General features: G+C 57.0%; 22 protein-coding genes. 11 read left to right on the forward strand and 11 right to left on the reverse strand.

All coding sequences use genetic code 11. The features are described 5' to 3' along the window. The 10 genes from AD928_RS03900 to AD928_RS03945 all read left to right on the forward strand — a co-directional run. The coding region (locus tag AD928_RS03900) for a transketolase C-terminal domain-containing protein (protein ID WP_324609180.1) at positions 1 to 323 on the forward strand (323 nt) is incomplete at its 5' end. A gap of 2 nt (positions 324 to 325) precedes the next feature. Continuing rightward, complete coding sequence (locus AD928_RS03905) at positions 326 to 979, forward strand: ABC transporter substrate-binding protein (RefSeq protein ID WP_062248445.1); 654 nt, start codon at positions 326 to 328, stop codon at positions 977 to 979. 73 nt (positions 980 to 1,052) lie between these two features. Further along, the gene (gene hpnI / locus AD928_RS03910; protein ID WP_062141955.1) at positions 1,053 to 2,222 is read left to right on the forward strand and encodes a bacteriohopanetetrol glucosamine biosynthesis glycosyltransferase HpnI; all 1,170 of its coding nucleotides are present in this window, start codon (positions 1,053 to 1,055) and stop codon (positions 2,220 to 2,222) included. A 91-nt stretch (positions 2,223 to 2,313) separates the two neighbouring features. Further along, the gene (gene hpnJ / locus AD928_RS03915) at positions 2,314 to 3,738 is read left to right on the forward strand and encodes a hopanoid biosynthesis associated radical SAM protein HpnJ (RefSeq protein WP_043550193.1); all 1,425 of its coding nucleotides are present in this window, start codon (positions 2,314 to 2,316) and stop codon (positions 3,736 to 3,738) included. Between the two features lie 58 nt (positions 3,739 to 3,796). Beyond that, a complete protein-coding gene (gene hpnK / locus AD928_RS03920; RefSeq protein WP_062248447.1) occupies positions 3,797 to 4,648 on the forward strand; it encodes a hopanoid biosynthesis-associated protein HpnK in 852 nt (283 codons plus the stop codon). A gap of 506 nt (positions 4,649 to 5,154) precedes the next feature. Further along, entirely contained in the window at positions 5,155 to 6,876 is a 1,722-nt protein-coding gene (locus AD928_RS03925) for a carbohydrate porin (RefSeq protein ID WP_082779723.1), read from the forward strand. 160 nt (positions 6,877 to 7,036) lie between these two features. Beyond that, positions 7,037 to 7,315, forward strand: coding sequence for a hypothetical protein (locus tag AD928_RS03930; protein WP_081894125.1), 279 nt, complete (start codon positions 7,037 to 7,039; stop codon positions 7,313 to 7,315). Next, positions 7,306 to 7,860, forward strand: coding sequence for a dCTP deaminase (gene dcd / locus AD928_RS03935; RefSeq protein ID WP_043550190.1), 555 nt, complete (start codon positions 7,306 to 7,308; stop codon positions 7,858 to 7,860). Before AD928_RS03930 ends, dcd begins: the two co-directional genes overlap by 10 nt. 4 nt (positions 7,861 to 7,864) lie before the next feature. Beyond that, positions 7,865 to 9,127, forward strand: a complete 1,263-nt coding sequence (gene murA / locus AD928_RS03940) for a UDP-N-acetylglucosamine 1-carboxyvinyltransferase (RefSeq protein ID WP_062141957.1) — start codon at positions 7,865 to 7,867, stop codon at positions 9,125 to 9,127. A gap of 251 nt (positions 9,128 to 9,378) precedes the next feature. Next, entirely contained in the window at positions 9,379 to 10,449 is a 1,071-nt protein-coding gene (locus tag AD928_RS03945; protein WP_062248449.1) for a hypothetical protein, read from the forward strand. Positions 10,450 to 10,542: 93 nt separating this feature from the next. Here AD928_RS03945 and AD928_RS03950 read toward each other — a convergent pair whose 3' ends face one another. From AD928_RS03950 to budA, 6 genes are all read right to left on the reverse strand, one after another. Next, on the reverse strand, positions 10,543 to 11,130 hold the full coding sequence (locus AD928_RS03950) for a LutC/YkgG family protein (protein WP_061506107.1): 588 nt from the start codon (positions 11,128 to 11,130) through the stop codon (positions 10,543 to 10,545). Next, positions 11,130 to 12,539 (reverse strand): lactate utilization protein B, encoded by a 1,410-nt coding sequence (locus AD928_RS03955; RefSeq protein WP_062248451.1) that lies wholly within the window; start codon positions 12,537 to 12,539, stop codon positions 11,130 to 11,132. The genes AD928_RS03950 and AD928_RS03955 overlap by 1 nt, the downstream gene beginning before the upstream one ends. Beyond that, positions 12,536 to 13,279: a (Fe-S)-binding protein gene (locus AD928_RS03960; RefSeq protein ID WP_043550183.1), complete on the reverse strand. Its 744-nt coding sequence runs from the start codon at positions 13,277 to 13,279 to the stop codon at positions 12,536 to 12,538. The genes AD928_RS03955 and AD928_RS03960 overlap by 4 nt, the downstream gene beginning before the upstream one ends. Positions 13,280 to 13,306: 27 nt before the next feature. After that, positions 13,307 to 15,004: a thiamine pyrophosphate-binding protein gene (locus AD928_RS03965; protein WP_062248453.1), complete on the reverse strand. Its 1,698-nt coding sequence runs from the start codon at positions 15,002 to 15,004 to the stop codon at positions 13,307 to 13,309. A 278-nt stretch (positions 15,005 to 15,282) separates the two neighbouring features. After that, positions 15,283 to 16,971, reverse strand: a complete 1,689-nt coding sequence (gene alsS, locus AD928_RS03970) for an acetolactate synthase AlsS (RefSeq protein ID WP_062248455.1) — start codon at positions 16,969 to 16,971, stop codon at positions 15,283 to 15,285. 57 nt (positions 16,972 to 17,028) lie between these two features. Continuing rightward, positions 17,029 to 17,811 (reverse strand): acetolactate decarboxylase, encoded by a 783-nt coding sequence (budA, locus tag AD928_RS03975; protein ID WP_062141963.1) that lies wholly within the window; start codon positions 17,809 to 17,811, stop codon positions 17,029 to 17,031. A 117-nt stretch (positions 17,812 to 17,928) separates the two neighbouring features. On the opposite strand from budA, the gene AD928_RS03980 reads away from it, so the two are divergent. Then, positions 17,929 to 18,864, forward strand: coding sequence for a LysR family transcriptional regulator (locus AD928_RS03980; RefSeq protein WP_062248457.1), 936 nt, complete (start codon positions 17,929 to 17,931; stop codon positions 18,862 to 18,864). Between the two features lie 43 nt (positions 18,865 to 18,907). On the opposite strand, the gene AD928_RS03985 is transcribed toward AD928_RS03980, so the two are convergent. The 5 genes from AD928_RS03985 to AD928_RS04005 all read right to left on the reverse strand — a co-directional run bounded on the left by AD928_RS03985 (position 18,908) and on the right by AD928_RS04005 (position 26,875). After that, complete coding sequence (locus tag AD928_RS03985) at positions 18,908 to 21,103, reverse strand: beta-N-acetylhexosaminidase (protein WP_062248459.1); 2,196 nt, start codon at positions 21,101 to 21,103, stop codon at positions 18,908 to 18,910. Between the two features lie 65 nt (positions 21,104 to 21,168). After that, the gene (gene nagB / locus AD928_RS03990; protein WP_062248461.1) at positions 21,169 to 21,963 is read right to left on the reverse strand and encodes a glucosamine-6-phosphate deaminase; all 795 of its coding nucleotides are present in this window, start codon (positions 21,961 to 21,963) and stop codon (positions 21,169 to 21,171) included. A gap of 6 nt (positions 21,964 to 21,969) precedes the next feature. Further along, on the reverse strand, positions 21,970 to 23,271 hold the full coding sequence (gene gluP, locus AD928_RS03995) for a glucose/galactose MFS transporter (RefSeq protein ID WP_306308878.1): 1,302 nt from the start codon (positions 23,269 to 23,271) through the stop codon (positions 21,970 to 21,972). Positions 23,272 to 23,360: 89 nt separating this feature from the next. Then, positions 23,361 to 25,787 carry a TonB-dependent receptor gene (locus AD928_RS04000; protein ID WP_062248463.1) on the reverse strand — a complete coding sequence of 809 codons (2,427 nt, stop codon included), beginning with the start codon at positions 25,785 to 25,787 and terminating at the stop codon, positions 23,361 to 23,363. Positions 25,788 to 25,984: 197 nt separating this feature from the next. Beyond that, complete coding sequence (locus AD928_RS04005) at positions 25,985 to 26,875, reverse strand: ROK family protein (RefSeq protein WP_082779724.1); 891 nt, start codon at positions 26,873 to 26,875, stop codon at positions 25,985 to 25,987. Between the last annotated feature and the right edge of the window lie 77 nt (positions 26,876 to 26,952).

The raw sequence follows: 26,952 nt of genomic DNA on the forward strand, positions 1-26,952 counted from the left end.
GCTTTGCCAAGCCGATTGATACCGCTCTGGTGGAAAATCTGGCCCGCAACCATGCGGTGCTGATCACGCTGGAAGAAGGCGCGATTGGCGGGTTTGGCGCCCAGGTGGGCCAGCATCTGGCCAATACCGGCCTGCTGGACCATGTCCGCTTTCGCCCCATGACCCTGCCCGATATCTTCATCGACCATAATACGCAGGACGCCCAGTACGAGCAGGCCGGTCTCACCGCCCCCCACATCGTCAAAACCGCTCTCAGCGCGCTGGGCATCGGAGACATGCTTTCAATGAACTTGCCAAACCGTGCTACGGGAACAAAATCATGAGCATGAAAACGATTTCTCTTCGCGCAGGGCTTGTGCTCGGTCTGGGCATGGCACTGCTTCCCGCCGCGGGCCTCGCCCCGTTTGCTCCCGTTGCACACGCACAGTCGGCTCCGGCCACGGCTGAGAGTGCTCCTGTTCAGGCGCTGTATGCTGCTCTTGATAAAGCGCAGCATATGCACAGCAGCTTTGCAGAGCGCAGCCAGGTCGTCGGCGCTGGCGTGGATCAGGCTTTTGATCTGGATGCCGTGCTGCATGCCTCCATTGGCGTGCGCTATCAGGCTCTTGCTCCGGCGGACAAAGCCAAGCTGCTGGCAGCCTTCCGGGACTTTACCATTGCGCGGTATGTGTCCAGCTTCAAACCGGGGACTGACGCCCGATTCACCATGAAGCCAGGCCTTGAAAACTCCCCCGTTGGTGGTAACAAGATCGTGAACACCTATATCGGAGCGGATGACAGCATGCCCGGCACCCCGCTGAGCTACATCATGCACAGCACGCCGTCCGGCTGGAAAATTGTTGATGTTCTGCTGGGCGATTCCCGCATCAGTCAGGCTGCCGCCCAGCGTTCCGACTTCAGCTCCACACTCACCTCCGGTGGCGTGTCGGGCCTGATCAATGTCTTGGAACGTAAAGTTAAAACTTTCTCCAACGACTGAGCAGGATAACGAGCGTGATGCGTAGCGGACATACAAACTGCCCGGTCATGGGCCGCATAGCGGCTGGTTTGTAATGTCCGCTTTCTCCATTCTGGCGCTGGCCAGCAGTGGTCTGGCTGCGGCGGGCTGCCTTCAGTCCATTGCCGGGGCTTCCCTGCTGGCGCGCTTCCGCCGCACGGAGCGCCGGCCCGTTACCCTTAAACCCCTGCCGCCTGTAACCGTCCTCAAACCTCTTTACGGGGATGAGCCGTTACTGGAAGAAGCGCTGGAAAGCTTCTGTACGCAGGACTATCCCGAATTCCAGATTCTGTTTGGCGTGCGGGACCATGACGATCCCGCCATCGACATCGTTCATCGCCTGCAGGCGCGGCACCCACATCTGGACATGCAGCTGATCGTGGACCCGACTGTTCATGGTCTGAACCGCAAGATCAGCAATCTGATGAACATCCTGCCGTATGCCCGGCATGATCTGCTCATCATTTCCGATTCTGACATTCATGTCAGCCCGGATTACATGCTGCATATTGTCAGCGCCCTGCACAAACCGAATACGGGGCTGGTGACGACGCTTTATGCTGGTCTGCCTGCGCATAACACCATTGTGCAGATGCTGGCCGCTTGCCAGATCAATCATAATTTTCTGCCCGGCGTGCTGCTCTCCCGCTATCTGGGCCGGCAGGACTGTCTGGGCGCTACCATGGCGCTGCGGCGCGATGTGCTGGAGGCTGTCGGCGGTCTTGAGGCGCTGCTGCCGCATGTGGCGGATGATGCCCTGCTGGGGCGGCTGGTCCGCCTGCTGGGCAAAGATATCACCATTGCCGACTGCCTGACCTGGACCACCATCGGTGAGCCCAACTTTGCAGAACTGCTCTCCCATGAACTGCGCTGGGGCCGGACAGTCTGCACGCTGGCTCCGGCTGGCTATGGAGCCTCCTCCATTCAGCTCCCTCTGTTCTGGGCCACACTGGCTATCCTGTTTCAGCCCCACGCCCTCTGGCCACTGGTGCTGTTTGGGTGCGTGTGGGCCATCCGGGTTGTTACGGGGCTGGTCATTAACCGCGCCGTAGGCTCGCGCCCCCTCTGGCCGCTGCTGTTGCTGCCGGCGCGGGACTGGCTTTCCGCCGCGATTATGGTGGGCAGCGCCAGTGGTACCCGGGTGGACTGGCGGGGGCAGACCATGCACGTTGCTCCCCACCCGGTCGGGCCTCCTCCGGCCAGCCAATTATCACCGGAAGGCTGAGACGGGTTGTCTCGCCTCTTCCGCAAGAGTAAATCCCTACCCATATTCCTCTGATTAACTCAGATCACATGCCCTGGCAGGACACAGAACAATGATGAGAACCCTCTTTCTCCAGCCTCCGTCCTTTGATGGCTTCGATGGCGGAGCTGGTTCGCGCTATCAGGCAAAGCGCGAAATCAAATCGTTCTGGTATCCGACATGGCTGGCCCAGCCCGCCGCCATGGTGGAAGGCAGCCGCCTGATTGACGCTCCCCCGGCCCGCATGGGCATGGAGCCGATTCTGGAAGACGTGAAGAACCGCGATCTGGTGATCCTTCACACTTCCACTCCGTCCTTCGCCAAGGACGTGCAGGTCGCCCAGATGCTCAAGGACGCCAACCCGAACCTGAAAATCGGGATGGTTGGGGCCAAGGTTGCCGTGCAGCCGGATGAAAGCCTGCTGAAGGGTGCGCCGATCGACTTCGTGGCGCGCAATGAATTCGACTACACCATCAAGGAAATTGCTGAAGGCCGTGACCTGAAGGATGTAGACGGCATTACATGGCGGAACGAGAAAGGTGAGATCATCACCAATCGTGACCGCGCCATGATTGAAGACATGGACAGCCTGCCCTTCGTGACCGAAGTGTACAAGCGTGATCTGAAGATTGAAGATTACTTCATCGGCTATCTGATGCACCCGTACATTTCCATCTATACGGGCCGTGGCTGTAAATCCCGCTGCACCTTCTGCCTGTGGCCGCAGACGGTGGGTGGCCATCGCTACCGCACACGCAGCCCGGAACATGTGGCTGCGGAAATCCGTCTGGCGAAGCAGTATTTCCCGCAGGTCAAAGAATTCTTCTTTGACGATGACACCTTCACCGATGACCTGCCCCGTGCAGAAGCCATTGCGCGTGAGCTGGGCAAGCTGGGTGTGACATGGTCCTGTAACGCCAAGGCCAATGTGCCGCGTGAGACGCTGAAAGTCCTGCGGGACAACGGCCTGCGCCTGCTGCTGGTTGGCTATGAAAGCGGGAACCAGCAGATCCTGCACAACATCAAAAAAGGCATGCGTGTTGAAGTCGCGCGGGAGTTCACCAAGAACTGCCACGAGCTCGGCATCAAAATTCACGGCACCTTCATTCTGGGTCTGCCGGGCGAAACGAAGGAAACCATTCAGGAAACCATCAACTTCGCCAAGGAAATCAACCCGCATACGTTGCAGGTTTCTCTGGCAGCACCCTACCCCGGCACAGCCCTGCACAAGCAGGCGACGGAAAACGGCTGGCTGGACGAAAGCAATGCGGAACTGATTGACGAAAACGGCGTGCAGATGGCACCGCTGCATTACCCGCATCTGTCCCACACGGAAATCTTCAACAGCGTGGAAGAATTCTACAAGAAGTTCTATTTCCGCGCGCCGAAGATTGCCTCCATCGTGAGCGAAATGGTCCGTTCCCCGCAGATGATGAAGCGTCGCCTGCGTGAAGGTGTGGAGTTCTTCCACTTCCTGCGCGACCGTAACGCCGCCTGATTTCACACATCATGCCCCCGCCCGGCCTTAGCTGCGCGGGGGCAGAGTTTTTTAGCCTATGAAGCGCGCCATAATTTCTGCCGATGATTTCGGCTTGTCGGTTGAAGTCAACGAGGCGATTGAAATCGCTCATCGTGATGGCCTGCTTTCCACGGCCAGCCTGATGGTGGCTGGCCCGGCGGCGGACGACGCCATTGAGCGCGCCAAACGCCTCCCCACTCTGGGCGTCGGCCTGCATCTTGTGGTGATTGAGGGCGCATCCGTGCTCCCGCACGAGCGCTTGCCGCTTGTCACCGGCCCGAATGGCTGGTTTTCCTCCTCGCAACTTGGACTGGGTGTCGACTATTTCTTCCGCCCGGAAGGCCGCAAGGAACTGGCGGCGGAAATTACTGCACAGTTTGAAGCCTTTGCCCGCACGGGCCTGCGGCTGGATCATGCCAACGCCCACAAGCACATGCATCTGCACCCCACTGTGGGCCGCATGATGATTGATATTGGCCGCCACTACGGTCTGCGCGCCGTGCGTGTGCCGCTGGAACCGCCAGAACCGCTATACGCGGCAGGCACCTATACCGATACACTGGGCGATGCCGCCCTCCGCCGCTGGACAAAACTGCTCCGCCATCAGGCGCGCTCGGCTGGCATGGCGACCAATGACTGGTGCTTTGGGCTGGCATGGAGTGGCCATATGACGCCGGATCGGGTGGCGGCTTTAGCCGCCCATCTGCCCGAAGGTGTTTCGGAAATCTATTTCCACCCCGCCACCCACAAGAATGCTTTGCTGCAAAAACTGATGCCCACCTATGAGCATGAGGCAGAATTTGAGGCCCTCTGTTCCAGCGGGTTCCGCACCGGGCTGGAACAAGCCCATGCCACGCCTTGCGGATGGCAGGACATTTTACCTGTCTGAACACGCCACCTGTTATAACAACTTGTTATAATATGATATATTTGCCACAATTTTCGCAATTTGCAGCTCTCCTCCACTCAAGATCCTGTCATACCTTGCGGAGCGCGTTGACCGGTCCTCTGCTTTCTGATTGTAATTCTGACTGACCAGTTAAATAACAATAAAGAAACGGTCTCCTTATTATGTCAGAATGCCTCTTCCCGCATTCGTTCTGCCAGACGGCATCTTATGCTGTCTTACGGGAAGAACGGATTAAAGGACTGCCCTTTTTTTCTGCCCGCACTCCGGTCAGGCTGGTAGCAACGCTTGCCAGCCGTCAGCTATGGTCTGCAAAAATGGCGTGTGTACACGTGTCTGCCGGGCACGTATTCCCACGCCAGCCATAAGGCAACGGCAGGCTCTAATGCCTGCGTGCCTGAATGGCTCAGATGCCCGGACATCCTCGATTTTAGCCGTTTTTGTCCGGTCCATATCCCCCATAAAAATCAAAAAGACTGAATGCGGATATGATCTCACACAGACCACGCTGCCCTACGCCGCGCCGTGCCTCACTGCATGCCCGGTTCTGTTTTGCCTCAACGCTGGTGGGGCTGCTGGGCCTGAAGGCAGGCGCTCCTCTGGCGTATGCTGCCCCCCTTGCCACGCAAACGCCGGTCGCTCCCGTCTCGGACGTCATCATCAGCCCGAACAGCAAGGCGCGCGCCAATCCACCCATGTCAGACCGTCCTGTGGATGCGGAAGCCATGGGGCCGGAACTCTCGGCAATCCGACGGCCGCCCAATACGCCTATTCCGCCAAGCGGTGTGCCGCTGCTGCCAACCGCAGGCTTTGCAACCATGAGCTTCACGCCTCTGATGCCGTCGGAAGACAAGAACTCCGCCCATCAGATTGAGCTGGATGCACTGCTGCCGAGCGAAGGCCCCTCTGCCCTGCTCCCGCCTCGTCTCGACGCACTGCGCGACTCTGACCTGAATGACCCGTACTACGTGCCCACGGCAGGCTCCGGGCACCTGTTGCGGGCCATTGACCCCATGCGGGAATGGCTACGCAAACGCGGCTTTACCTTCTCCTTCTCCTACAAAGGGGAAGCGATGGGGTTGATGAGCGGCGGCATCGAAAAAGGCATGAGCTACGTGCATGAGCTGACGTTGCAGGCCATTTTCGATCTCCAGAAAATGGCCGGGCTGAACGGGTGGTCCGTGCATACGCTGGTGATGGAACGCGCCGGGAAGGCCATCCAGAACGGGCGCGTGGGTGAGTATTATGTCGCTCTGCAGGAGGTCTACAGCTTGTCCGGCAACGTGGCCGCGCATCTGGTGGATTTCTATGCTGAGAAGAAAATGATGCAGAACCGGCTGGACCTCACCTTTGGTCGTATGTCGCTCACCCATGTGTTTGCAACGTCGCCGCTGCTCTGCTCCTTCATGGTCACCTGCTCAGCCCCCGTCGGGCTCAAGCAGAATCCGGCCATGAGCGTGTATCCCAAAGCCACATGGGGTGGGCGCCTGCGCTTCCGCCCCACGCGTGATACCGCCTTACAGGTCGGGGCCTATTCCGTCAGTGCGCTGACGGACAACCCCAGCGGCTGGGCATGGGGGGCGGAAAACACGACCGGGCTTTCCCTGCCCATCGAATTCACCTGGCAGCCGTTTTTGACCCGCAACCGTATGCCCGGCCATTACGTGATTGGCTATGCGCATGACACCACGCGCTATGCCGACAAGATCAGCTCGGTTTATCCCGCCAAACTGGCGGATGTCCGGCGCGGCACACGCTCTGCTCCAGCCGACATGATGTGGGTAGAGGCGGACCAGATGGTGTATCGTCTGGGCGGGCGTAACATGATGGCCGGTGGCTATCTGATGGCGGGCTACGTCCACACCACACCTCGTGTCGCAAACATTTCCGATCAGGCCTATGGCGGTTTTTCCATGGTCGGTATGATCCCTGGCCGCCTGACGGATCGGTTTGGCGTGCTCTACTCGTGGTATCATGTCAGCCACCGGCGGCGGCTCAGCCAGCAATTGGCACAGGATGCCGGTCTGCCTCTGGGCTCCAGCATTCATGGCGTGCAGAACAGCTCTCACATTATCGAGGCCTATTACGGCATTGATGCCTTCCCCGGTATTCTGATCCAGCCGGAATTTCAATACATGATCCACCCCGGCGAAACGCACCGTATTCCCAACGCCGCCATGGCGGGGCTGAAGCTGATCGCCAACCTCTGATGAGCCACAAAGACTAAGACCAGAAGCAGGATGCAGGCCTGATACAGACTGCATCCTGCTAGAATACCAGTTTGTGCCGGGAATGCCCCCACCGGACCCTAGGCATGGCAGCATCGCTCTGCTACTCAGCAGGACGAACGTTCATTTCTGCGATCCTGGCATGACTGATACGCCTTCTTCCTCCTCGTCCGGCACCCGACTGTCTCCCAAAGCGGAGACGGCGCGTGCAGAGCGCGCGGCCCGTCAGGCTGCCGCCCTGCGAGCCAACCTGCGCAGACGCAAACAGCAGGCGCGCAGCAGAGAAGAGATGGAAGCCGAGGCCCCCATCAGCCAGCCGGACGCCTCTTCCTCACCTTCCGGGCCGGATGAACGTACGGCCCGACAGACCTCATCCGCTCAAAACGACCCGGATAATGGAGATATGCCACCATGCCAGTGATGCCCGATACATGGATCCGCCGTATGGCGCAGGATCACGGCATGATCGAACCGTTTGTGGAATCCCAGAAGCGCGAAGGCGTGATTTCCTACGGCCTGTCCTCCTACGGCTATGATGCCCGCGTGGCGGATGACTTCCGTATTTTTACGGATGTGAACAACGCCATTGTGGACCCCAAGAACTTTAGCCCCGATGGCTTTGTGTCCCGCAAGGCTGACGAGTGCATTATCCCGCCCAACAGCTTTGTGCTGGCACACACCATTGAATATTTCCGCATCCCGCGGGATGTGCTGGTGGTCTGCCTTGGCAAATCCACCTATGCCCGCTGCGGTATTATTGTGAACGTGACCCCGCTGGAACCGGAATGGGAAGGCCAGGTCACCATCGAGATCAGCAACACCACACCGCTGCCAGCCCGCATTTATGCGAACGAGGGCATCTGCCAGTTCCTGTTCTTCAAGGGTGAAACCCCGTGTGAGACCAGCTACGCAGACCGCTCCGGCAAATATATGGGCCAGCGTGGCGTTGCCACGCCGCGTATGTAAGCCCATGGATCGGTTTATTATTCGGGGTGGTCGCCCCCTGCATGGCGAAATCACCATTGGTGGCGCGAAAAACGCTGGGCTGAAACTGCTGGTTGCTGGTCTGCTGACCTCCGAACGGCTGGTGCTGACCAACGTGCCGCATATTGCTGATATCGCCACCATGCAGGCCCTGCTGCGCCAGCATGGCCTGACCGTGGAAACGGTGGACGGTGACAAGACCAAGCTTTCCGTTGGTGGTGAGATTACCAGCACGGAAGCGCCTTACGATATCGTCTCCAAAATGCGTGCCTCCATTCTGGTGCTCGGCCCCCTGCTGGCCCGCTGCCGGGAAGCCCGCGTCTCCCTGCCCGGTGGCTGCGCCATTGGCACCCGCCCGGTGGATCTGCACCTCAAGGGGCTGGAAACACTCGGCGCCAAGATCACGCTGGAAAACGGCTACATCAACGCCCGCGCACCCAACGGCCTGACGGGTGACCGGATTGTGCTGCCGTTTGCCTCCGTGGGGGCCACCGAAAACCTGATGATGGCTGCCACGCTGGCCCATGGCCGCACAGAAATTGTCAACGCTGCGCGCGAGCCGGAAATGGTGGATCTGGCAGACTGCCTGAACGCCATGGGCGCTCGCATTACCGGCGCAGGCACAGGGCACATCATTATTGATGGTGTGGAAGCTCTGCACGGCGCGGAACACCGCATCATGCCTGACCGAATTGAATGCGGCACCTATGCCTGCGCCGCGGCCATTACCGGCGGTGACCTCCGCCTTGTAGGCGGCAGCGTGGACCATCTGGGCGCTGTGGTCCGGGCGTTTGAAGAAGCCGGGGTGGAAGTCACGCAGGAAGGTGATGCCATGCGGGTGCGCCGCACCGGTGCGCTACGCGGCATTGATATCATGACGGAACCCTATCCGGGCTTCCCGACCGATATGCAGGCCCAGTTCATGGCGCTGCTCTCCGTGGCGGAAGGTGCGTCCATGATTACGGAAACCATTTTTGAAAACCGGTTCATGCATGTGCCGGAACTCAACCGGATGGGCGCACGCATTAACGTGCATGGCTCTTCCGCCATTATCCGCGGTGTGCACAGCCTGTCGGGTGCCCCTGTGATGGCGACGGATCTGCGGGCTTCCTTCTCCCTCATTCTGGCAGGCCTTGCCGCGCATGGGGAAACCATCCTCAGCCGCGTCTATCATCTGGACCGGGGTTATGAGGCTGTAGAACGCAAGCTGGCCGCCTGTGGCGCCCAGATTGAACGCGTCAAAGGCTAACTGTCTTTCTGCGAGGCTGGTTGGCATTCTGCCTACAGCCTCGCAGCAGAATTTTCCCTTTTCTGGCAAAACACCACCGCACGGACGCATGCCACGCACCCTTTTTGTCATGGTGTCAGACCGGACAAGACTACGCTGCCCAGCATATCCGAGGCACTTTTGCCCCGCAGGGATACACCACCAAAGGTTACGCCCCGCTCCACGCCTCTCTGAAACAAAGACCCGACTCCCTCCATCCGGATCTCTGCTCCATGTTTAAAGCCGCTCCCAAATTCCTGCTTGGCGCCCTGCTGCTTTTAACCGGCTGTTACAATATCGGGTCCCGTCGGCTGGATCAGGATCAGAGTGATTATTCCTTCGCGCTTATCACCGCAGGTAAACGCCAGACGCTACTGAATATTGTGCGCCTCCGCTATGCCGATACACCTGGCTTTCTGGACACTACACAGCTTATTTCCGGTTATCAGCTTCAACGGAGTTTTGCTGTGGGCGTTGGTACAGCAAGCCCCGTCAGGCCGAGCGGCAATGCCGGAATCCAGTTTCAGGAAAGCCCGACCTTTACCTTCCAGCCTGTCACTGGCGATGCCTATGCGCAAAGCTTCCTGCGCCCCATGCCGATTGGCAGCCTGCTCCCACTGGCCATGGGTGGTCTGCCGATTGATGTGCTGTTCCGGCTGGCAGTGCAGTCGGTCAATCTCATCAGCAATGCCGGGTCCATTGGGGGCGATGTTGGACGCGGCTCCCCGGAATTTTTTGAACTCATTCATGACCTGCGCGTGTTGCAGGTTGCCGGGCTGCTCGGCATTCAGCTTGAGCATAGCGCCGAAATTCCTGGAAAAACGCCTTCTTTTGACCGGGTTTTTCTAAACGTTTCCTCCACAGACAATCCCATTCTGGCAGAAACTGTTTACGAAACACGCCGCTTTTTCCAGATGAAGCCTAAAGATGAGCGTGTGGAAGTGGTCTACGGCGCAGGCCAGCCGCGCCCGGGGCAGATCCGCATTCTGACCCGCACCATGCTGGGCGCGCTGGGGCAGATTGCCTATCAGATTGACGTGCCGCAGGATGATATTACGTCCGGGCGCACCCAGCCCAGAATTCAGCTCATTGGGCGTGAGACAAAACCGATTGTGGTTGTGCATGTTGGTAAAACCGTGCCGGACAACACTTTCACCTCTGTCCAGTATGATAAGAAATATTACTATATTTCTGAAAATGACTTTGATAGCAAACTGGCTTTTACAATGCTGCAAATTCTTCTGGAACTTTCCAAAACGACCAAGAGCCCGGGAACGATTGTCACAATTCCCGTCAATGGGTGAGCCAAACAGCGCACCCTTCCTGAAAAACGTAGCATAAAAAAAGCCGGATCAGGGTTCCCCCCGATCCGGCTTTTTCAGAGCGTTAGGCTAGTGTTATTCCCACCAGACTGACAGGGAACGCACACCCTGCGCACCACGGATCAGCACGCCCTGAATATCTGCCGTGGCAGACGGGCCAGTCATCAGCACACCGTAGTTTGCCGTATGGAATTCCGGCCGCTCGACATAGGCTGTGTGCATATTGGCTGTCAGATTTTTCTCGGACAGAATAACTACAATATGCTGTGTCAGATGCGCGGCAGAATTCAGGCTGTTCAGCTGGGCTTCGCTTAAAAAGATAGAGCCCATTTCTGAAATCCCGAACGGGCTGCGCACCACCAGCACATCCGTCGCAGCTGCCTGCTGCGGAGACGTCACATCTTCCAGACGAATGGTGCCTTCAAAATCCGGCACAGCGGAGCAGATAATTTTGGCATCTGGAAAGCGCCGGGCAATGGCCGTTGCCAGCGTGTCACCTTCCTGCGGCAGCAGAATCTGGCCGCCCAGAAGCTGAAGCGCATCTTCAAAACGCGCTTTACCGGCGTCCATATCGCCCAGCACGGCAACGGGGGGCAGTTCATGCGCAGCAGGGTCCGGGCGGTTGGCCCGGAGCGTTGCCAGAATTGTGTCGCGGGAACTCATCAGGCTTTCCCTCCCTGTGACTCTTTTTTGTCTTTAAGGCGGTTTTTCTTATACCAGCTATGGAAGGTCTGCTTGACCGGATGCGGCAGCTCGCGATGTTTGCCCCACGGGTTCAGCCAGTTATACAGCACAAAGCGCGGCAGGGTGCTCAGAGCGACTTCCGTGCCGTTAATAGCCGTGCGGTACAGGGTCGGCTGGCCCATCAGCTTACCGGCCATATGCATGATTTCCCGTTTCACAAACGGCAGTTCATGATGTTCGGCCAGCACACGACGCCATTTATAAAGCTGCTCGTGAATGTTGATCTTGACCGGGCAGACGTTTGTGCAGCTCCCGTTCATGGTGGAAGCAAACGGAAGCGTGCTGTATTTCCGCTCGTTAAAGGTCGGGTCGATAATCGCGCCAATCGGGCCGGAATAAACGGCACCGTAGGACAGACCACCGGAACGACGATACACCGGGCAGGTGTTCATGCAGGCGCCACAACGAATGCATTTGAGCGACGTCCAGAATTCTTCCATCCCCAGACGCGCAGAGCGGCCATTATCCACCAGCACGATATGCATTTCGCCGCCCTTCTGCGGGCCACGGAAATGCGTGGTGTACTGTGTGATGGGAGACCCCAGCGCACTGCGGGACAGCAGGCGGATAAACACACCCATATCCGCCATGCGGGGCACAATGCGCTCGATCCCCAGTGTGGCAATATGCAGGTTGGGAACGGTAGCGCTCAGATCCGCATTGCCCTCGTTGGTGCAAACCACGAAGGTGCCGGTTTCCGCCACCAGGAAGTTGCCACCCGTCATCCCGGCATCGGCTGTCAGAATAACCGGCCGGGCGGCCATACGCTGCGATTCCGCCAGAGACTGCGGGCTGTTGTCGTTCGGGTCGGTATTGTAATTTTTGGCAAAAATCTTCGCCACATCTGGTACCAGCTTATGCACGGCGGGTACCACAATATGGCTCGGCATCTGGCCATCAAGCTGCTGAATACGCTCGCCCAGATCTGTCTCCGTCACGGTCACGCCGCGCGGTTCCAGATAAGCGCGCATGTCGCACTCTTCCGTGACCATGGATTTGCTTTTGATCAGCGACTTTGCGCCATGCTTTTCCAGAATTTCGCCAACAATGCGGTTATGTTCCGCACCATCCGCCGCCCAGTGAACATGAATGCCGTTCTTTTTGGCATTAGCTTCAAACTGCTCCAGATATTCGGGCAGATTGGCCAGCGTGTGCTCTTTAATGGCGGAGGCCCGGCTGCGCAGTTCCTGCCACTCCGGCAGCAGATGCATCTGCTGGTCGCGCTTCTGGCGCATGTCCCACAGCCGCTCATCATGGAAGGTCAGATGCGGGGCATCGTCCAGAAACTCTTCCGCCGCTTTGGCGTGATTGACGGGTTTGACCTTCATGACCGCGCTCCGTTCAGAATTTCAGCGATATGAATAAAGCGGATAGGCACACCGCCACGCTCTGCACAGCCCTGCTGGTGCATGGTGCAGGAGGTATCCGCCGAGACAATATATTCCGCACCGGCCTGATAATGATCCTTCACCTTATCCAGCCCCATACGAGCAGACACAGCTTCTTCCGTTACCGAGAACGTGCCGCCAAAGCCGCAGCATTCATCAGGCCGTTTAGGGGTTGCGAAGGAAATACCCTTAACCTTGGTGAGCAAATCCATAGGCTTGGAGAAATACGGCTCACCCAGTTCGGACATGCTGGCCGTGCGCAGGGCACGCAGGGTGCCGCAGCTGTTATGCAGGCCAACCTTGTGCGGGAATTCGGCCCAGGGGAATTCTTCAACCTTCAGAATATCGTGCAGAAATTCGACCAGCTCAAACGTATTTTTCCGAACGTGTTTGACCTCTTCCGTCTGGGGGATGGCATCAAAATTATCCCGCACATGGTGTGTGCAGCTGCCGGACGGCATGACAATGGCATCATACTTGGCAAAGTTGCGCACAAAGAGGGCTTCTGCTGCGGCGGCGTCCGAATTACAGCCAGAGTTGGCCATGGGCTGCCCACAGCAGGTCTGATCCATCGGGTATTCCACGTCCTGCCCCAGCTTTTCCAGCAGTTCCAGCGTGGCAATACCCGCGTTTGGATAAAACGCATCAATATAACACGGAATAAAAAGACCTATTTTCATGCAAACCCCCGACGGTAGAACAGGTTTTCAGCCTGTTGTAATCATGATCTCAACAAGAGAGGGGCCATCGGAAGCCAGCGAAGCCTCAATGGCGGGTGCGATATCAGAAGCGCGTGTCACCCGGCAGGATGGCACACCCATGGATTTCGCCATGGCCTGATAGTCGATACTCGGATTAACAATATCCATGGCCGGATATGTTCCCTCACGTGCAGAAAGGTAATCTTTCTGTTGTCTCATGAAGTTTTTGAGAACGTTATATTCCTGATTGTTCATCACCACGAACGTAACAGGAAGTTTTTCATGCGCGGCGGTCCAGATGGCCTGCGGGGAATAGAGCGCAGCGCCATCCCCCACCAGAGAGACCACACGGTCCCGCCCTAACCCCAGAGAAGCCCCAACGGCTGCGGGCATCCCCCAGCCAAGAGCACCACCGCGCAAAAAAGAATACTGGCCAGCCCATGAGCTTTCCAGAAACAGCCGGACGTCGGATGACGTAGCAATCGCCTCATCCACAATCGCGACATCCGGGCCAATGGCACGAACAGCCTCCCATGCCGCCACACGCGGCGGGATAGCGGCCTCGTTGCGCCGGGCCTTGGCTTCCGCCACAGCTTCGGCCCGCTGCGCACGCCGTGCCTGCGCCACCTGCTCGGCCTGTGCAGCATAATCTGCCTGATGCGGCGTTGCAGCTTTCCGGAGCATCGGCAGCAACGCCTGCAGGGAGGCCTTGATATCCCCCACAACAGAGAGCGGCGTGTTAAAGGTACGGCCAAGGTCACGCACATCGGACGACATCTGATACACAGAGCAGCCCGGCGGCAGGGCGGGGCCTTCCGTGTAGAGAATGGTGATGAGCGATTTGCCACCGAGTGCGAAAATCGCATCATAGGCGCTTAGACGTTCAGAAATAGCTGTGGCCTGCGTTGGCAGATTTCCACACCAGAGCGGATGCGCCGTAGGAAACGGCACACGAGACGGCCAGGATGACCCAAAGACCGGGGCTCCCAGGCATTCCGCAACGGCAGCCACTTCTGCTGCGGCATCGGACGCATAGACTTCATCGCCCGCAATCAGGGCAATACGTCCCGGCGTAATACTGGTCAGAGCTTTGGCCAGATCGTCCAGCCCACCCGCCACAGAGGACCGGTTGATGACGGACGGGGTACCGATATCCACCCCGCTCATTTCTTCCATCACATCCATAGGCAGGGAGAGGAAAACCGGTCCGGCTGGTGCAGCCATGGAGTCGTGAAAGGCGCGACGCAGCAGAACGGGCAACTGGTCCGCATGAGCCACTTCCTGCGCCCATTTTACGGCAGGGCGCGCAATTTGCACCAGATCCCCAAACAGGAGCGGATCAGAAATTGTATGACGGGAATCCTGCTGGCCAGCGGTGACAACCAGCGGCGTCTGGGAAACACTGGCATTCAGCAAATTGCCCATACCATGCCCCAGCCCACCAGCGGTGTGCAGGTTCAGGAAGCCGGGCTTGCGAGCCGCCTGTGCGTAGCCATCTGCCATGGCCACAACACTGGCTTCCTGCAGGCCCAGAATATAGGAGACGTTCGGGATTTCCAGCAGGGCATCCATCAGCGGCAATTCGGTTGTGCCAGGATTGCCAAAAATATAGTCAACACCCTCACTGCGCAGAATTTCGAGCAACACAGCTGCCCCGCGCCGCATGCCACTCTGCCCGGCTGCATCAAGCGATGAAATCTGCATTCCGATTATCCTTCTGTTGTGCCCTGCAAAGACCTGTCTGCCTGAACTTTCAGGCAGCCTTGCCCTTTATGGCACCCCATCTGTCATCTGGTAACTGCCCCTCAACACCAGAGGGAACAGCGCAGACTCTCTCTGCCAACGGGCACTCACGCCCGGAAGTCCGGCAAAGATGATGATCTTCCTGCATAATCAGCCCTTAATCTGCATATGGCGCTTTCTGTTATAACAGAAAGCGCCACATTAAAACAGTTAGAAACAGATTTCTGCTCTGAAAGTTATCAGGCTGCTGCGGAAGTTTCCCCAAGCTGAGCCAGCGGCTTCATCAGCAGGTGGTTCTGGGAGTAATCAACCGGCACAGCAATCACCACCGGGCCTTCAATATCCATGGCGGCCTTCAGGGCCTTACCAACGCCATCAGCGGATGTGACGGTAATCCCCTTGGCGCCACAGGCTTCTGCATACATGGCGAAGTCGATCGGCCCGAAGTCCACACCGGACCCACGCCCATATTTCTTCTTCTCCTGCATTTCCACCATGTTGTAGGCCTGATCAATCCAGACCATGTGGATCAGGTTACATTTCAGGCGCACAGCTGTTTCCAACTCCATGCTGGACATCATGAACCCACCATCACCAGAAATGGAAATGACCTTCTGCGCCGGGTTCACCAGACTGGCGGCAATGCCCCACGGCAGGCCGACACCCATGGTCTGCTGACCATTGCTGATCAGAACCTGACGCGCACGGAAGGACAGCAGATACCGCGCCAGCCAGATATGGAACGTGCCCATATCAAGACACAGCGTGACATCCGGTGTGACAATCTGTTCCAGCTCCCGCACAATCTGCAGCGGATGCACCGCCGTATTGCTCGTGCTGCGGGCATCACGCAGCGCGCCGGAGCGGGCAGCCTTGTAGCCTTCCAGAATGGCTTCCAGTTCCGGCGCACGGGCCAGCTTGCCTGCTTCCTTCGCAAGAGCTTTGACCGTCGGGGGGATTTCACCCACCAGTTCAACAACCGGGACGAAAGCGTTATCGAGTTCAGCCGCAACAATATCAATATTGATGATCTTGCGGGCGTCATTCACGTTCCACAGCCAGGGATCATATTCCACCGGGTTGTAGCCCACGGTCACAACCACATCGGCTTCATGCAGAAGCTGATCACCATGCTGGTTGCGGAACAGCCCAACGCGGCCACCAAAACGGTCCACCAGTTCATGCGAGACCGCACCAGCAGCCTGATAGGTGCCCACAACCGGCACGCCCGTGGTTGCCACAAAAGCACGCACAGCTTCCGCCACATCCGGACGGCTGGCCAGCAGGCCCAGCAGAACAACCGGGCGCTTGGCATTTTTCAGCAGTTTGGCAGCTTCTGCAATCGCCTCCGCTGCAGCGGTACCACTTTTCGGCACAGCACGGTCCGCCAGCACAGGCGCATCAGCCGGCATGGACAGCACATCCATCGGCGTGCTGACAAAAGACGCCCCCGGCCGGCCACTTTCTGCAAAGCGGAAGGCATTGGCCATGACTTCAGAAATTGCCAGCGGGTTGGTAATTTCCACGCTGTATTTGGTGATCGGCTTGAACAGGCTGACGGTATCCATGGTCTGATGCGTCAGCTTCAGCCGGTCAGCCAGCTTCACCGCACCACCAATGGCCAGAACCGGGTCTCCTTCTGAATTTGCCGTTGCCAGACCTGTCACAAAATTGGACGCACCCGGGCCGGACGTTGCAATTGCCACACCCGCCTTACCTGTCAGACGGCCAAGGCCGCCGGCAATAAAGGCTGCGTTCTGTTCGTGCCGTGTCACCACCGTTTCAATGGGGGAATCAACCAGCGCGTCAAACAGGCGGTCAACCTTGGCACCGGGAATCCCGAAAACATGGGTTACGCCATGTGCCACAAGATTTTTGACAATAAGCTCCGCACCGCATTGTGCGGCGTGATCAGAAGGCTTGGTCATTTCTTTAAGTCCTGCAAAAAGACCACTGCACACGGGGCGCAGTGGTCAAAAAAAGCTTCAGCCGCCTTCGGCAATCCGAATGGCTTCACTCAGATGCTCAGGATTAAGGTTTGCTTTTGCAAACTGCTCTGTGCGCGGCAGCTGAATTTCAAGATCGGAGATCACGGCAACCTCAAGCTGGCCACGCACCAGCCGGTATTCCGTCACGTGACCACCGCGTTTCTGGTCTTCCGTCAGGAAGTGCAGATGGTAGCCCGCCACGTTCACACCCTGCATATAAACCGGGGTGCGGAAGCCGATCATGGTGCCGGTCACGGATTCCATGGTCAGAGTGGGCTGCTTTTTCACGACATCCAGCATATGCGGGTAGGGCTTGCACTGGCAGAACACCGTGCGCGTATCGACCCGCTCAAACTGGCCCGTAAAGCGAACGGCACCAAACAGGTTGGGGTTACCCACCAACTGGTCGACCAGTGCTTCAAATGTTTCTTTTGTCTGCGGTGTATCAATATTGAGCGTTTTTTCGGGCTCAAAATATGTCACGCAGGCAAAAGGTGTTTTGAGAGAACCGGGAACCTCGGCAGCCTGCCCTTCCGCACGGAACTGGCGTGCGACACCATCGGTCACAATCATTTCGCCATCCAGAGCGTTGAACGTGCCAAGGCCGAAATTGCCGTGATGCAGCACTTCGTCCAGCGTGGTTTCGCCATCGTACACGGCATCCAGCAGAGCGGCCATGGTGGAGGTCTGATAAAGACGGTTGGCGACGGGTTTCTTACCCACACCGTTTCCGAGTGCAGAAGACCGAACGTCCATGTCTGCCACCGGGCTGTTCTTCATGCTGCGCACTGTTCCAAACTCATTGTTGCTGATCTCAATGACACAGACGTTATTACAGCGGGATCTAGTCTTCCAATATATATTGAACGCATTATCCATATCCTATAAATATGGCACATGGATATCAGACACCTGCGTTACTTTGTCACCGTGGCAGACCACGGCAGTATTACCCGGGCTGCGGAAGAGTTGGGGATGGAACAGCCGCCCCTCAGCCAGCAGATCAAGCAGCTGGAGCAAAAACTGGGCGTCGCCCTGTTTGAACGGCAGACGCGCGGTGTGAAGCTGACCGAAATTGGCGCGACCCTCCTGCCCCGCGCCCGCACCATTCTGGACCTACAGGCCCAGTTTCTGGTGACCGCCCACGGTCTGGCCCGGGGTGAGCTGGGACATATCCGGCTGGGGCTGGCCGGGGCTGTGCCGCTTCTGCCGCTGATTCCGCTGGCCATCCGCCGCTTTCGGGAAAGTGCGCCGGACGTGACGCTCTCTCTGGAAGAAAGCAATACGCCTGCTTTATGTGCCGCATTGCACGACCACAGCACAGATCTCGCCATTATCCGCCCACCCGTGCCGGACCCGACTCGCCTTTCCGTTTTTCATCTGCTGGATGAGCCCACCGTGATCGCCCTGCCACGCGGGCACCGGTTGGCGCATCAGCCGGTTATCAGTCTGGATATGGTCGCCAAGGACCCGCTGATTATCTTCCCGCGTGAACTGGGTCCGGGGTTTCATGACGCCATTCTTTCCGCCTACCAGCTGGCAGGAGTCACGCCCCCTATGGGGCAGCAGGCACCGCAGATTGCCGGCACGGTGCCACTGGTTGCGGCAGGGCTCGGCGTGTCTGTTGTGCCTCGTTCTCTGAGCCAGATTCATGCAGGGGGTGTGACATTCCACACGCTGAGCGAACCTGCGCCACGCGCCACGCTGGCCGTTGCCATTCGCTCCGGCCAGAACATGCCTCTGGTCTCACGCTTTGTGAAAATTCTGCGCACAGCCTGCCGCAAGTGGGAAAATATGAGCCTTGAAGACCAGTTCCCCGCAGCTGACGTCTAATGTCTCCGGGCCTTGCCGTGCAGCAAAGCCCGGAAAACAAACCTTACAGACCGACAAGTTTCCTGAGAGCCGGTTCCGCCACAATCATCAGCCCACCCGGCGGGAAGCTGGTGCCTGAGAAAGATCCGGAGACATCGGCCGAACTGTTGATGAGTGTGTCTTCCTGATCAAAAATTGTCTTGTCAGCAGAAGAAAGTTTCTTCTTATGCCCATTGAGAGCATTCAGCCCTGCTCCGGCCATAACTGCAAGGTTATGAGAGGTCGGGATTGCTTCTGAGAGGCCACGCGCCGTCGCCACCTGCTGGAAAGCAGCATCATTATCCCGCCAGACCTGCATCTGGGCTTTCAGAGCCGGTGCCACGGAATGATCCCCGGCAACATACTGATCAACCAGCATGCTGAACCGCACAGCGGGGAACGGATCGGGAGATGTGACTTCCCCAATCTCATCCAGTGCATTGTCACGATGGCTGACATAGCGATTCATGACGTAATTGCGCAAAGACACCGTCGCACTCGCCAGACACTCCACCGGGTCAGCATTGCCGGGTGAGAGCCGCAGCGCCATCCGGTGCGTGTTGGCTTGTGCCTGCAGGCCGGTAATCTGCAATTCCGTGTCCACCACCGCAAGACGACGATACATATCGTTCACATCTCGCACAGAGGCCGGAGACCAGAACCGCTCGGCAATGGCGGCAGCACGCGGCCAGTAACGGGCATCCAGCATCTCGTCCGTGACCAGTTCGGACCACAGAGGCGCTTCCCCGCCCAGAATATACTGCTTCTGCTCGTCTGTCAGAGGGGCCGGGGCGGGTTCTTTCAGGAAGGCATTGACCAGATCAGGCCGGCCACCTTTAGCCAGAAGCTTGTCCGCCTGCTCACGCGTGATGCCGTTGGCTGCCGGGTCATACGGGTCCACCAGATAATGCTGGGCGGCTGGCTGAAGCAGATCAAGATAATAGCCAGCCGAGACAATCACCGGGTGATGATCAGCCGAAGCGGACGCCAGGAATTTTGAACTTCTCCAGACATCCACAACAACGTCCTTGGGAATAGGTGCTTCACTCACCTCATCCCAGCCGACCATGATTTTGCCCTGATCAGCAAGAACCTTCTGAACCTCTGCCGTAAAGTGCGCCTGCAAAGCCTGCGGCGTGGCGAAGCCATTGTCCTTCATATAGGCAACAATTTTCGGATTTTTCATCCACTCTCTGGGGTCCACTTCATCCCCGCCGGAATGGAAGTAGGCATCCGGGAACAGTTTACCCATTTCTGCATACAGCTTGCGGACAAAGCGCAGCGTGCCGGGTATCGTCGGGTCCAGCGCGGCATTGTTCTTGTTTTTAGGCTCAGGATTAACCGGGCTTTGCGCCGCCAGTTCAGGATGCGCCAGCAGGAATGCCAGTGCATGTCCCGGCACGTCAAACTCCGGCACAATACGAATCCCGCGATCAGCCGCGTAAGCCACAAGATCTTTCAACTCTCGTTGCGTGTAATACTGGCCGTGCGAGCCTTTTTCCGTCAGCTCCGGAAACTTTTTGCTTTCAACCCGGAACCCGGTGCCATCGCTCAGATGCAGATGCAGCACGTTCATCTTGAGCAGTTCCATCGCATCCAGCTGCCGCTGAAGCGTTGAAACCGCCATAAAATGCCGGGATGTATCAATCATGATGCCGCGCCAAGGGAAGCGCGGACTATCGGTAATTTCGGCAAACGCCAGCTGCGGCCCGTTCTCGCCGCGTGTCACAAGCTGCGCCAGCGTTGCCAGCCCATGCAGGACCCCATCCGGGCCTTCTGCCGTCAGCGTTACACCGGACGCATTCACTTGCAGACTGTACTTTTCCTTAGCATGGACCGTCAGCGCATCACGGTCTTCACCCACCTGAATATGCACGGGAATACTGGTAACGGGGCCAGCCAGGTCCTTCTGCTGCGGGAGGACACGCCCGGCAAGTGCATCAATCCGATGTGTAAAACGGTCCGCAGCACGGCTGAGCAGGGCAGACGGTTTCTGGTCCCACAGGATAGTCATGCCGCCATTCAGCGGCAACGCGCCAGTAGGTAAAGAGACAGATGCCGGAACTGGCATAAGAGCGGGTGTCGCCGTCGCAACACCGGCAGAGAATGCCACCGGCGCGACACCTTGCGTTGCGGCGTAGGCCGGAGCCATTGCCAGCGTCAGAACAGCGGCGCTGCCCAAAAGCACGCGACGAAATTTTGAAAAACTCTGTTTTGTCATGCTGCGTCCTATTCTTTTGAACAACGGTGCTGCGTTAGCTGGCCGTGCGTCTCTTGTGTTCTGCTTTAAGCAGAAAGAAATGTGCGCAGCTCGGGATCATGCTGCATCTGCCAGAGAATGGCGTCTCGCTGTGTCAGGCGTGAAGCGGCGGCCTCATCCAGCAGCACCAGACAATGCGGATGGAGCTGCAAAGCAGAGCCCGGCACCAATGCACTGACTGGCCCTTCAATCACCCGCGCCACGATATCGGCTTTTGCCTCCCCCGTGACCACCAGAAGGGCTTCCCGTGCGTCCAGAATGGTGCCTGTTCCCATGGTCAGCGCCCGTGCTGGCACCTGCTCCATATCGTTATTAAACATCCCGGCATTCTGTCTAAGGGTGGCCTGCGCCAGTGTCACCACATGGGTGCGGCTGTTCAGAGCGGAAAGGGGTTCATTAAACCCGATATGGCCGTTCTCCCCCAGCCCCAGTAGCTGGAGGTCAATGCCACCTGCCTGAGCAATCCGCTCTTCATAAGACCGCGCTTCGGCCTCCACATCCACAGCAGCACCGTCCGGAACATGTGTGTTAACCACTGGAATATTGATCAGCTGGAACAGATGGGTCTGCATATAATAGCGGTAGGACTGGGGGTGATCCGCCGTCAGGCCGATATACTCATCCAGATTGAAGGTTGTGACACGGCTGAAATCCAGAGTCTGCTGCTGCGCCGTTTCCGCCAGATGGGCATAAATAGCCTCCATGGTGCGACCTGTTGCCAGACCCAGAACGGATGTCGGTTTGCTTTTAACCTGTTGTGCAAGAACCTGTGCCGCCAGCCGCCTTGTTTGAGCTGCATCGGAACATATGACGATTTTCATAAAAAATCAGTCTCCAACCGAAGTAATCAATGATTTTGGAGCAGACGCACCTGTTTTTGCGCGCAGGGCAAGGGTCCATCCGGCAATAAACAGATACGCCGGAATGACCAGCGCCATAAAGGCATGCAAATTCCCCAGCATGGGGGCAATATGGACAAAAATCTGCGGCAGCACAGCACCACCAGAATAGGCCATAACCAGAAAAGCGGTTGCCTTTGCGCCATCTGACCCGGCCTCTGCCAGCACAATGGGGAAAAGGGCTGGCAAAATCATGGCGTTGGAAAAACCCAGCAGGGCGACACAGAAAACCGGGATGAGACCGGGTGCCACAAGAGCCACAAGGCAGATGAGAATACCCATTACACAGCAGGTGAGCATATACCCATCCTGACTGATGAAGCGCGGCACAATGAGCATGCCCGCCAGATAGCCCAGCATCATAGAGGCTAATGTAAGCGCTGTCAGATATTTGGTAATATCCAGAGATAACCCAAAAGCATGACCAAACAGGCCAATGGCATCCCCGGCCATCACCTCTACGCCAACATAAAGAAACATGGCGAACACACCGGTGATTAACCAGCCGGGCTTTGCCTTACGTGTTGGCGCATCCTGCGGGCCCTCGGCATCAAGAGTAATCTCCGGCAACGGTGCGCGCGCCACGAGAATGGCCAGCAGCACCAGCAGCCCCGCCATGACCTGGTAGGGCACGTGCACCGCGTGCGTAAACTGCGTGAGAACGGCATCACGCACCGGACCTGCGGGCGTGTTGCTGATATTGGCCACCACCTGCCCCACATCCGGCATGACAATCAGCGCGAACAGAACCGGGGCGACTATTCCGGCAAATTTGTTGGCAATCCCCATGATGGCAATGCGTTGTGCAGCACGGTCATGGTCACCCAGCAAACTGACGTAAGGATTAACCGTAATTTGCAGGAGAGAAAGACCGGCACCGATGACACTCAGCCCACTCAGAGCCCCTGCATACCAACGGCCATTAACACATTCCCCAAACAGCAAGGTGCCAGCGGCCATGATCGCAAGCGCGACTACCAGACCGCGCCGCAAGCCAATCCGCCGCGCCAATAGCGTGGCAGGCAGCGGGAACACAAGATAGGCCAGATAAAAGCAGACAGGCACCAGAAAGGACGCCACATCACTCAGATTGAAAGCAATCTGGACAAAGGTGATCAGCGGTCCGTTCAGCCAGGTCACAAAACCGATACTGAAAAACAGGGCTGCCATAATCAGCACGGGCCGCCAGCCATAAGCACCTGCCGGACTTGCAATCGGAAACCTCAGCACGCCGCACTCCTTCAGCAACGGGCCGGAGACGAACTCCGGCCCCAATCGACCTGTTTCTCAGGCAAAGCGTTCTGCCCTGCCACGCCTCTTCAGAACCCGGAAGAGACCGAGACCATAGCGGCAAAAACCCCACCCACATAATAGACCGGCGCACTCCCCGCAGCGATAGCCCCTGTGGAGGTCACCTGCGGATGCGCATTGGCCGTGTAGCTTGAACCGGACCGATAGTGGTTATCACCAATATTGGTCAGATTGAGCTGAATCTGCGGATGTTTCAAATAACTAAATGACTTCATGCGATAACCCAGCGTCAGGTTCGAGGTGACATAGGCCGGCATTTTTTCATCATTCATGAAGGTGGTATACTGGGTATCCACATAACGCAGATCAAAGTTTCCAAAGAACCGGCCATCATCATAGCTCAGACCAATGGCACCGGTAAATTTAGGAGCCTGCACCGCAATTTTCCCGGCCGTTGGCAAATAACCACTCCCGGTATTGAAGTTGTTATCAAATGTGGAATGCAGGAACTGGCCGGACAGATAGGGGCTGAAGTGATGCCAGCGTGCCAGCCCGAATTCCGCCTGCACGCCGCGGGATGTCTGGCCACCAATGTTAATCGGGGATGCCACCATCATATTCGTGTTGGGAATATACCCCGTAGACGTCACCTGATGGTTGGTCAGGTTGATATTAAACAGAGACATTGAGAAATTATAGAATTTCCCCTGATGCCGATAACCAATTTCCTCACTGATGGAATATTCCGGCTTCAGGCTCTGCGGCTGCATGGTGGCATGGGCAGAATTTGGATCAAAAATCTGCGAATAGGCTTCCACGGATTCCGGTGCACGGAAAGAGGTCGTGCCGTTGATATAAATCTGATCTTTAGGCGTGATCATATAGCTCGCAGAAAACTGCGGGAGCGGTTCGAAATAATTTCCCTGCATTTTATAGGGATCTGCACCGGGCACGAGGTTTGTGCCCTGACGAGACACCATAGCAACACGAAACCCTGCACTCAGGGTCAGCTTGTCATTCAAAAGCTTCTGCGTATCCGCAATAAAGAGCGTATTGACCTGCTGCATGAAGTTCAGGTCATACCCGGTAAGGATTTTACCGCCCACGCGGATGACATCCCCAGACCAGCCGCTGCCATCGGCATAGACCGGGCGGAAGTCAGAGAGTTCCTCATGCGTGGTATAGGCATACCACCAGCCGAAAGAGAGCGTATTGCTCTTGGAAAGACGCCAGTCGGCGGACACATTCACACCGCCGGTTTTCTGATTCCACGGGTCGCGGCTGGAGGTAAGAATGCTACCATTGACCGGCGTGCCGACATTCAGATCCCCATATTGCTGCGTGCCAAAATATCCACCGGAAGCCGGAATATTTTCACCGCCCAGAGACGGGCCAAACTGATGCACATAATAGGGCGAAACATGCAGATGCAGGTTATCCGCCAGCGTAAAGTGCATGGGGAGAACAACAAGCTGCTGATTCAGGTTCTGCTGGTTCAGCTTGTAATACGTGGACTCACCCGGAGCAAAATGTTTGTCGTAGGAGAAGCCAACACCATACTGGTCCCACTGCGCTTTTGTGGGGGAGCGCCAGGACGTCGCTGACTGTTTGTTATAAGAAAAGATTGCGGAGATGCTATTGCCGTCGCCCCACTCTTTGACAAATTTTGAATCCACATGATACCGGAGCAGCCCACCCGGCCCACGCGCCCCATTGTCATACCCTGTGTGCGAGAAAGAGACATAGCCACGCACGCCTGAATTGCCGATATCCCCGGTATCCAGACGAATAAATTCCTTATTATAGCTGTAAGACCCGCCACCGAGGTCAACAAACCCACCGGCACGATGCGATGGATTGAGTGCCGTAGCAGTAATCTGCCCACCCACAGCGTTATAAAACGGCGCATTCAGATCCGGGGCGCCCTGTGAGACCGTAACCGAACCAAGGTTTTCAGAATCAACAAGCGTTGAGGTGTAAGGAGCATAGTTGATGGGGTCCGCCAGAGGCGCACCTTCAAACAGATAGCCCATCTGTGTTTCATTCAGCCCGCGGACCTGAAGATGATCCCCCGTCATCCCAAACGGGTCCTGACTGGTGACGGTAACCCCCGGCAAATCTGCAACCAGAGACGTGATGTTTGAAGAGGGAGCCTGCTTGGCAATAAAATCCCGCGTCACACCACTTTGTGAGCGCGGCGCCGTCTGATGAGGCATCAATCCGCCACCGGGCGTACGATTGGTCACACCATTTGAAGAGACGGAATGGCTGGTCACAGAAATTTCTTCTGTGCCACCTGTATATTGCCCCAGAACGGAAGAGCTTAACCCATTACCCGAAGAGGATTTTTTCCGTGCCTGAGCAGACGGTTTGGAAACTTTTTTAACCTGACTTCCAGATGACGATGCTGGTGCTGACTGTGCATGCGCTGAGGTGGCCAGAAGCCCCGTCAGCGCAACACAGGAGACTGAAAGCTGACGTAGTGAAAGACGCATGATAACAACCCCCTCCCCGGATCCTGGGAACGCTCACTTCATTCCCAAACAGAAACATAATCCTGCAAACTCCGTTGTTAGTATGCAATGGGGGTTAAAGGAGAACGATTTAATTCATATTGAAAACAAAGCTTTTGCAGCATGTTCTCGTTTTTCGTTGCATAAATGACACATTCCGAAGGCGGTCTGACTCGGTTTCAGACCCCACCATGCCCAAATATGAAGTAACGGGCAGCAAGGCTTGCCGCCCCTCGCGCAAAACTATCTGGCTCAAAATCGCGAAAATTGATCATGGTATGGGCATTTGTCCAATGCAGGATGTGAGATTCGGCCTCATATTGCAGGGCATTCCCGTACACGCCATCTTTCAAAGCCGGGTCAAGCATCACAACCACATGGCTGGGATCGAGCATCTGAATCAGCTGGGCTGTTGCTATCCCCATGGCAGACCCCGCCCTGTGTAGAATACTCAAGGCATCTGAGTGCCCCTCCGCCGCCAGACGCGTCAGATCCATCGTATTGGTGGGCAAACCCGCCTGCCTTGCTGCATTCCCAATCGCGAGAAGTGACGCCACAGTTTCCAGACACCCGCGATTCCCACAGCGGCACGGCAAGGCTTTCTGAGCATCTACTGTGATAGGCGCATGAGAAATTTCACCAGCACCACCCGCATTTCCCCATAACAGGCGGCCATTCACAATATGGGCGCACCCAATGCCATGACTGACAAAAATCATGCTGAAATCCGGGCTGCCTTTAAGCGGACCAAAAAGCTGCTCCCCAAGAATCAGCGCCTTGGCATCATTTTCCACCCAGACAGGCAGGCTCGCGCGCTCCGCCAGCATTGCCCCTATCTTGATATTCCGCCACCCCAGCGCCGTACAGGCCAGACAGGTCTGACGGTCTCTGGCGACAAAGCCGGGAAGAGCGAGACCAATGCCAGACAGTGTCCCGCGCTCTTTCCCCAAAGACGCCCGTAAAGTTTTGATCGTTTTGACCAGAAGGGCCACGCAGGCCTCCGGGTCTGCAAGGCGCGGCACTTCAATCCTGTTCAGCGTTGTTCCATGCAGGTCCGTCAGCGCGGAAATCTCACAGAAGGGTTGTACATCGGGTTAGATTATGAAAAAGTCTGTTTTGCACAAAAGAATTTTTCATAAGCAATAAG

It is taken from the genome of Acetobacter cerevisiae (assembly GCF_001580535.1).
Classification (GTDB): Bacteria; Pseudomonadota; Alphaproteobacteria; order Acetobacterales; family Acetobacteraceae; genus Acetobacter; species Acetobacter cerevisiae.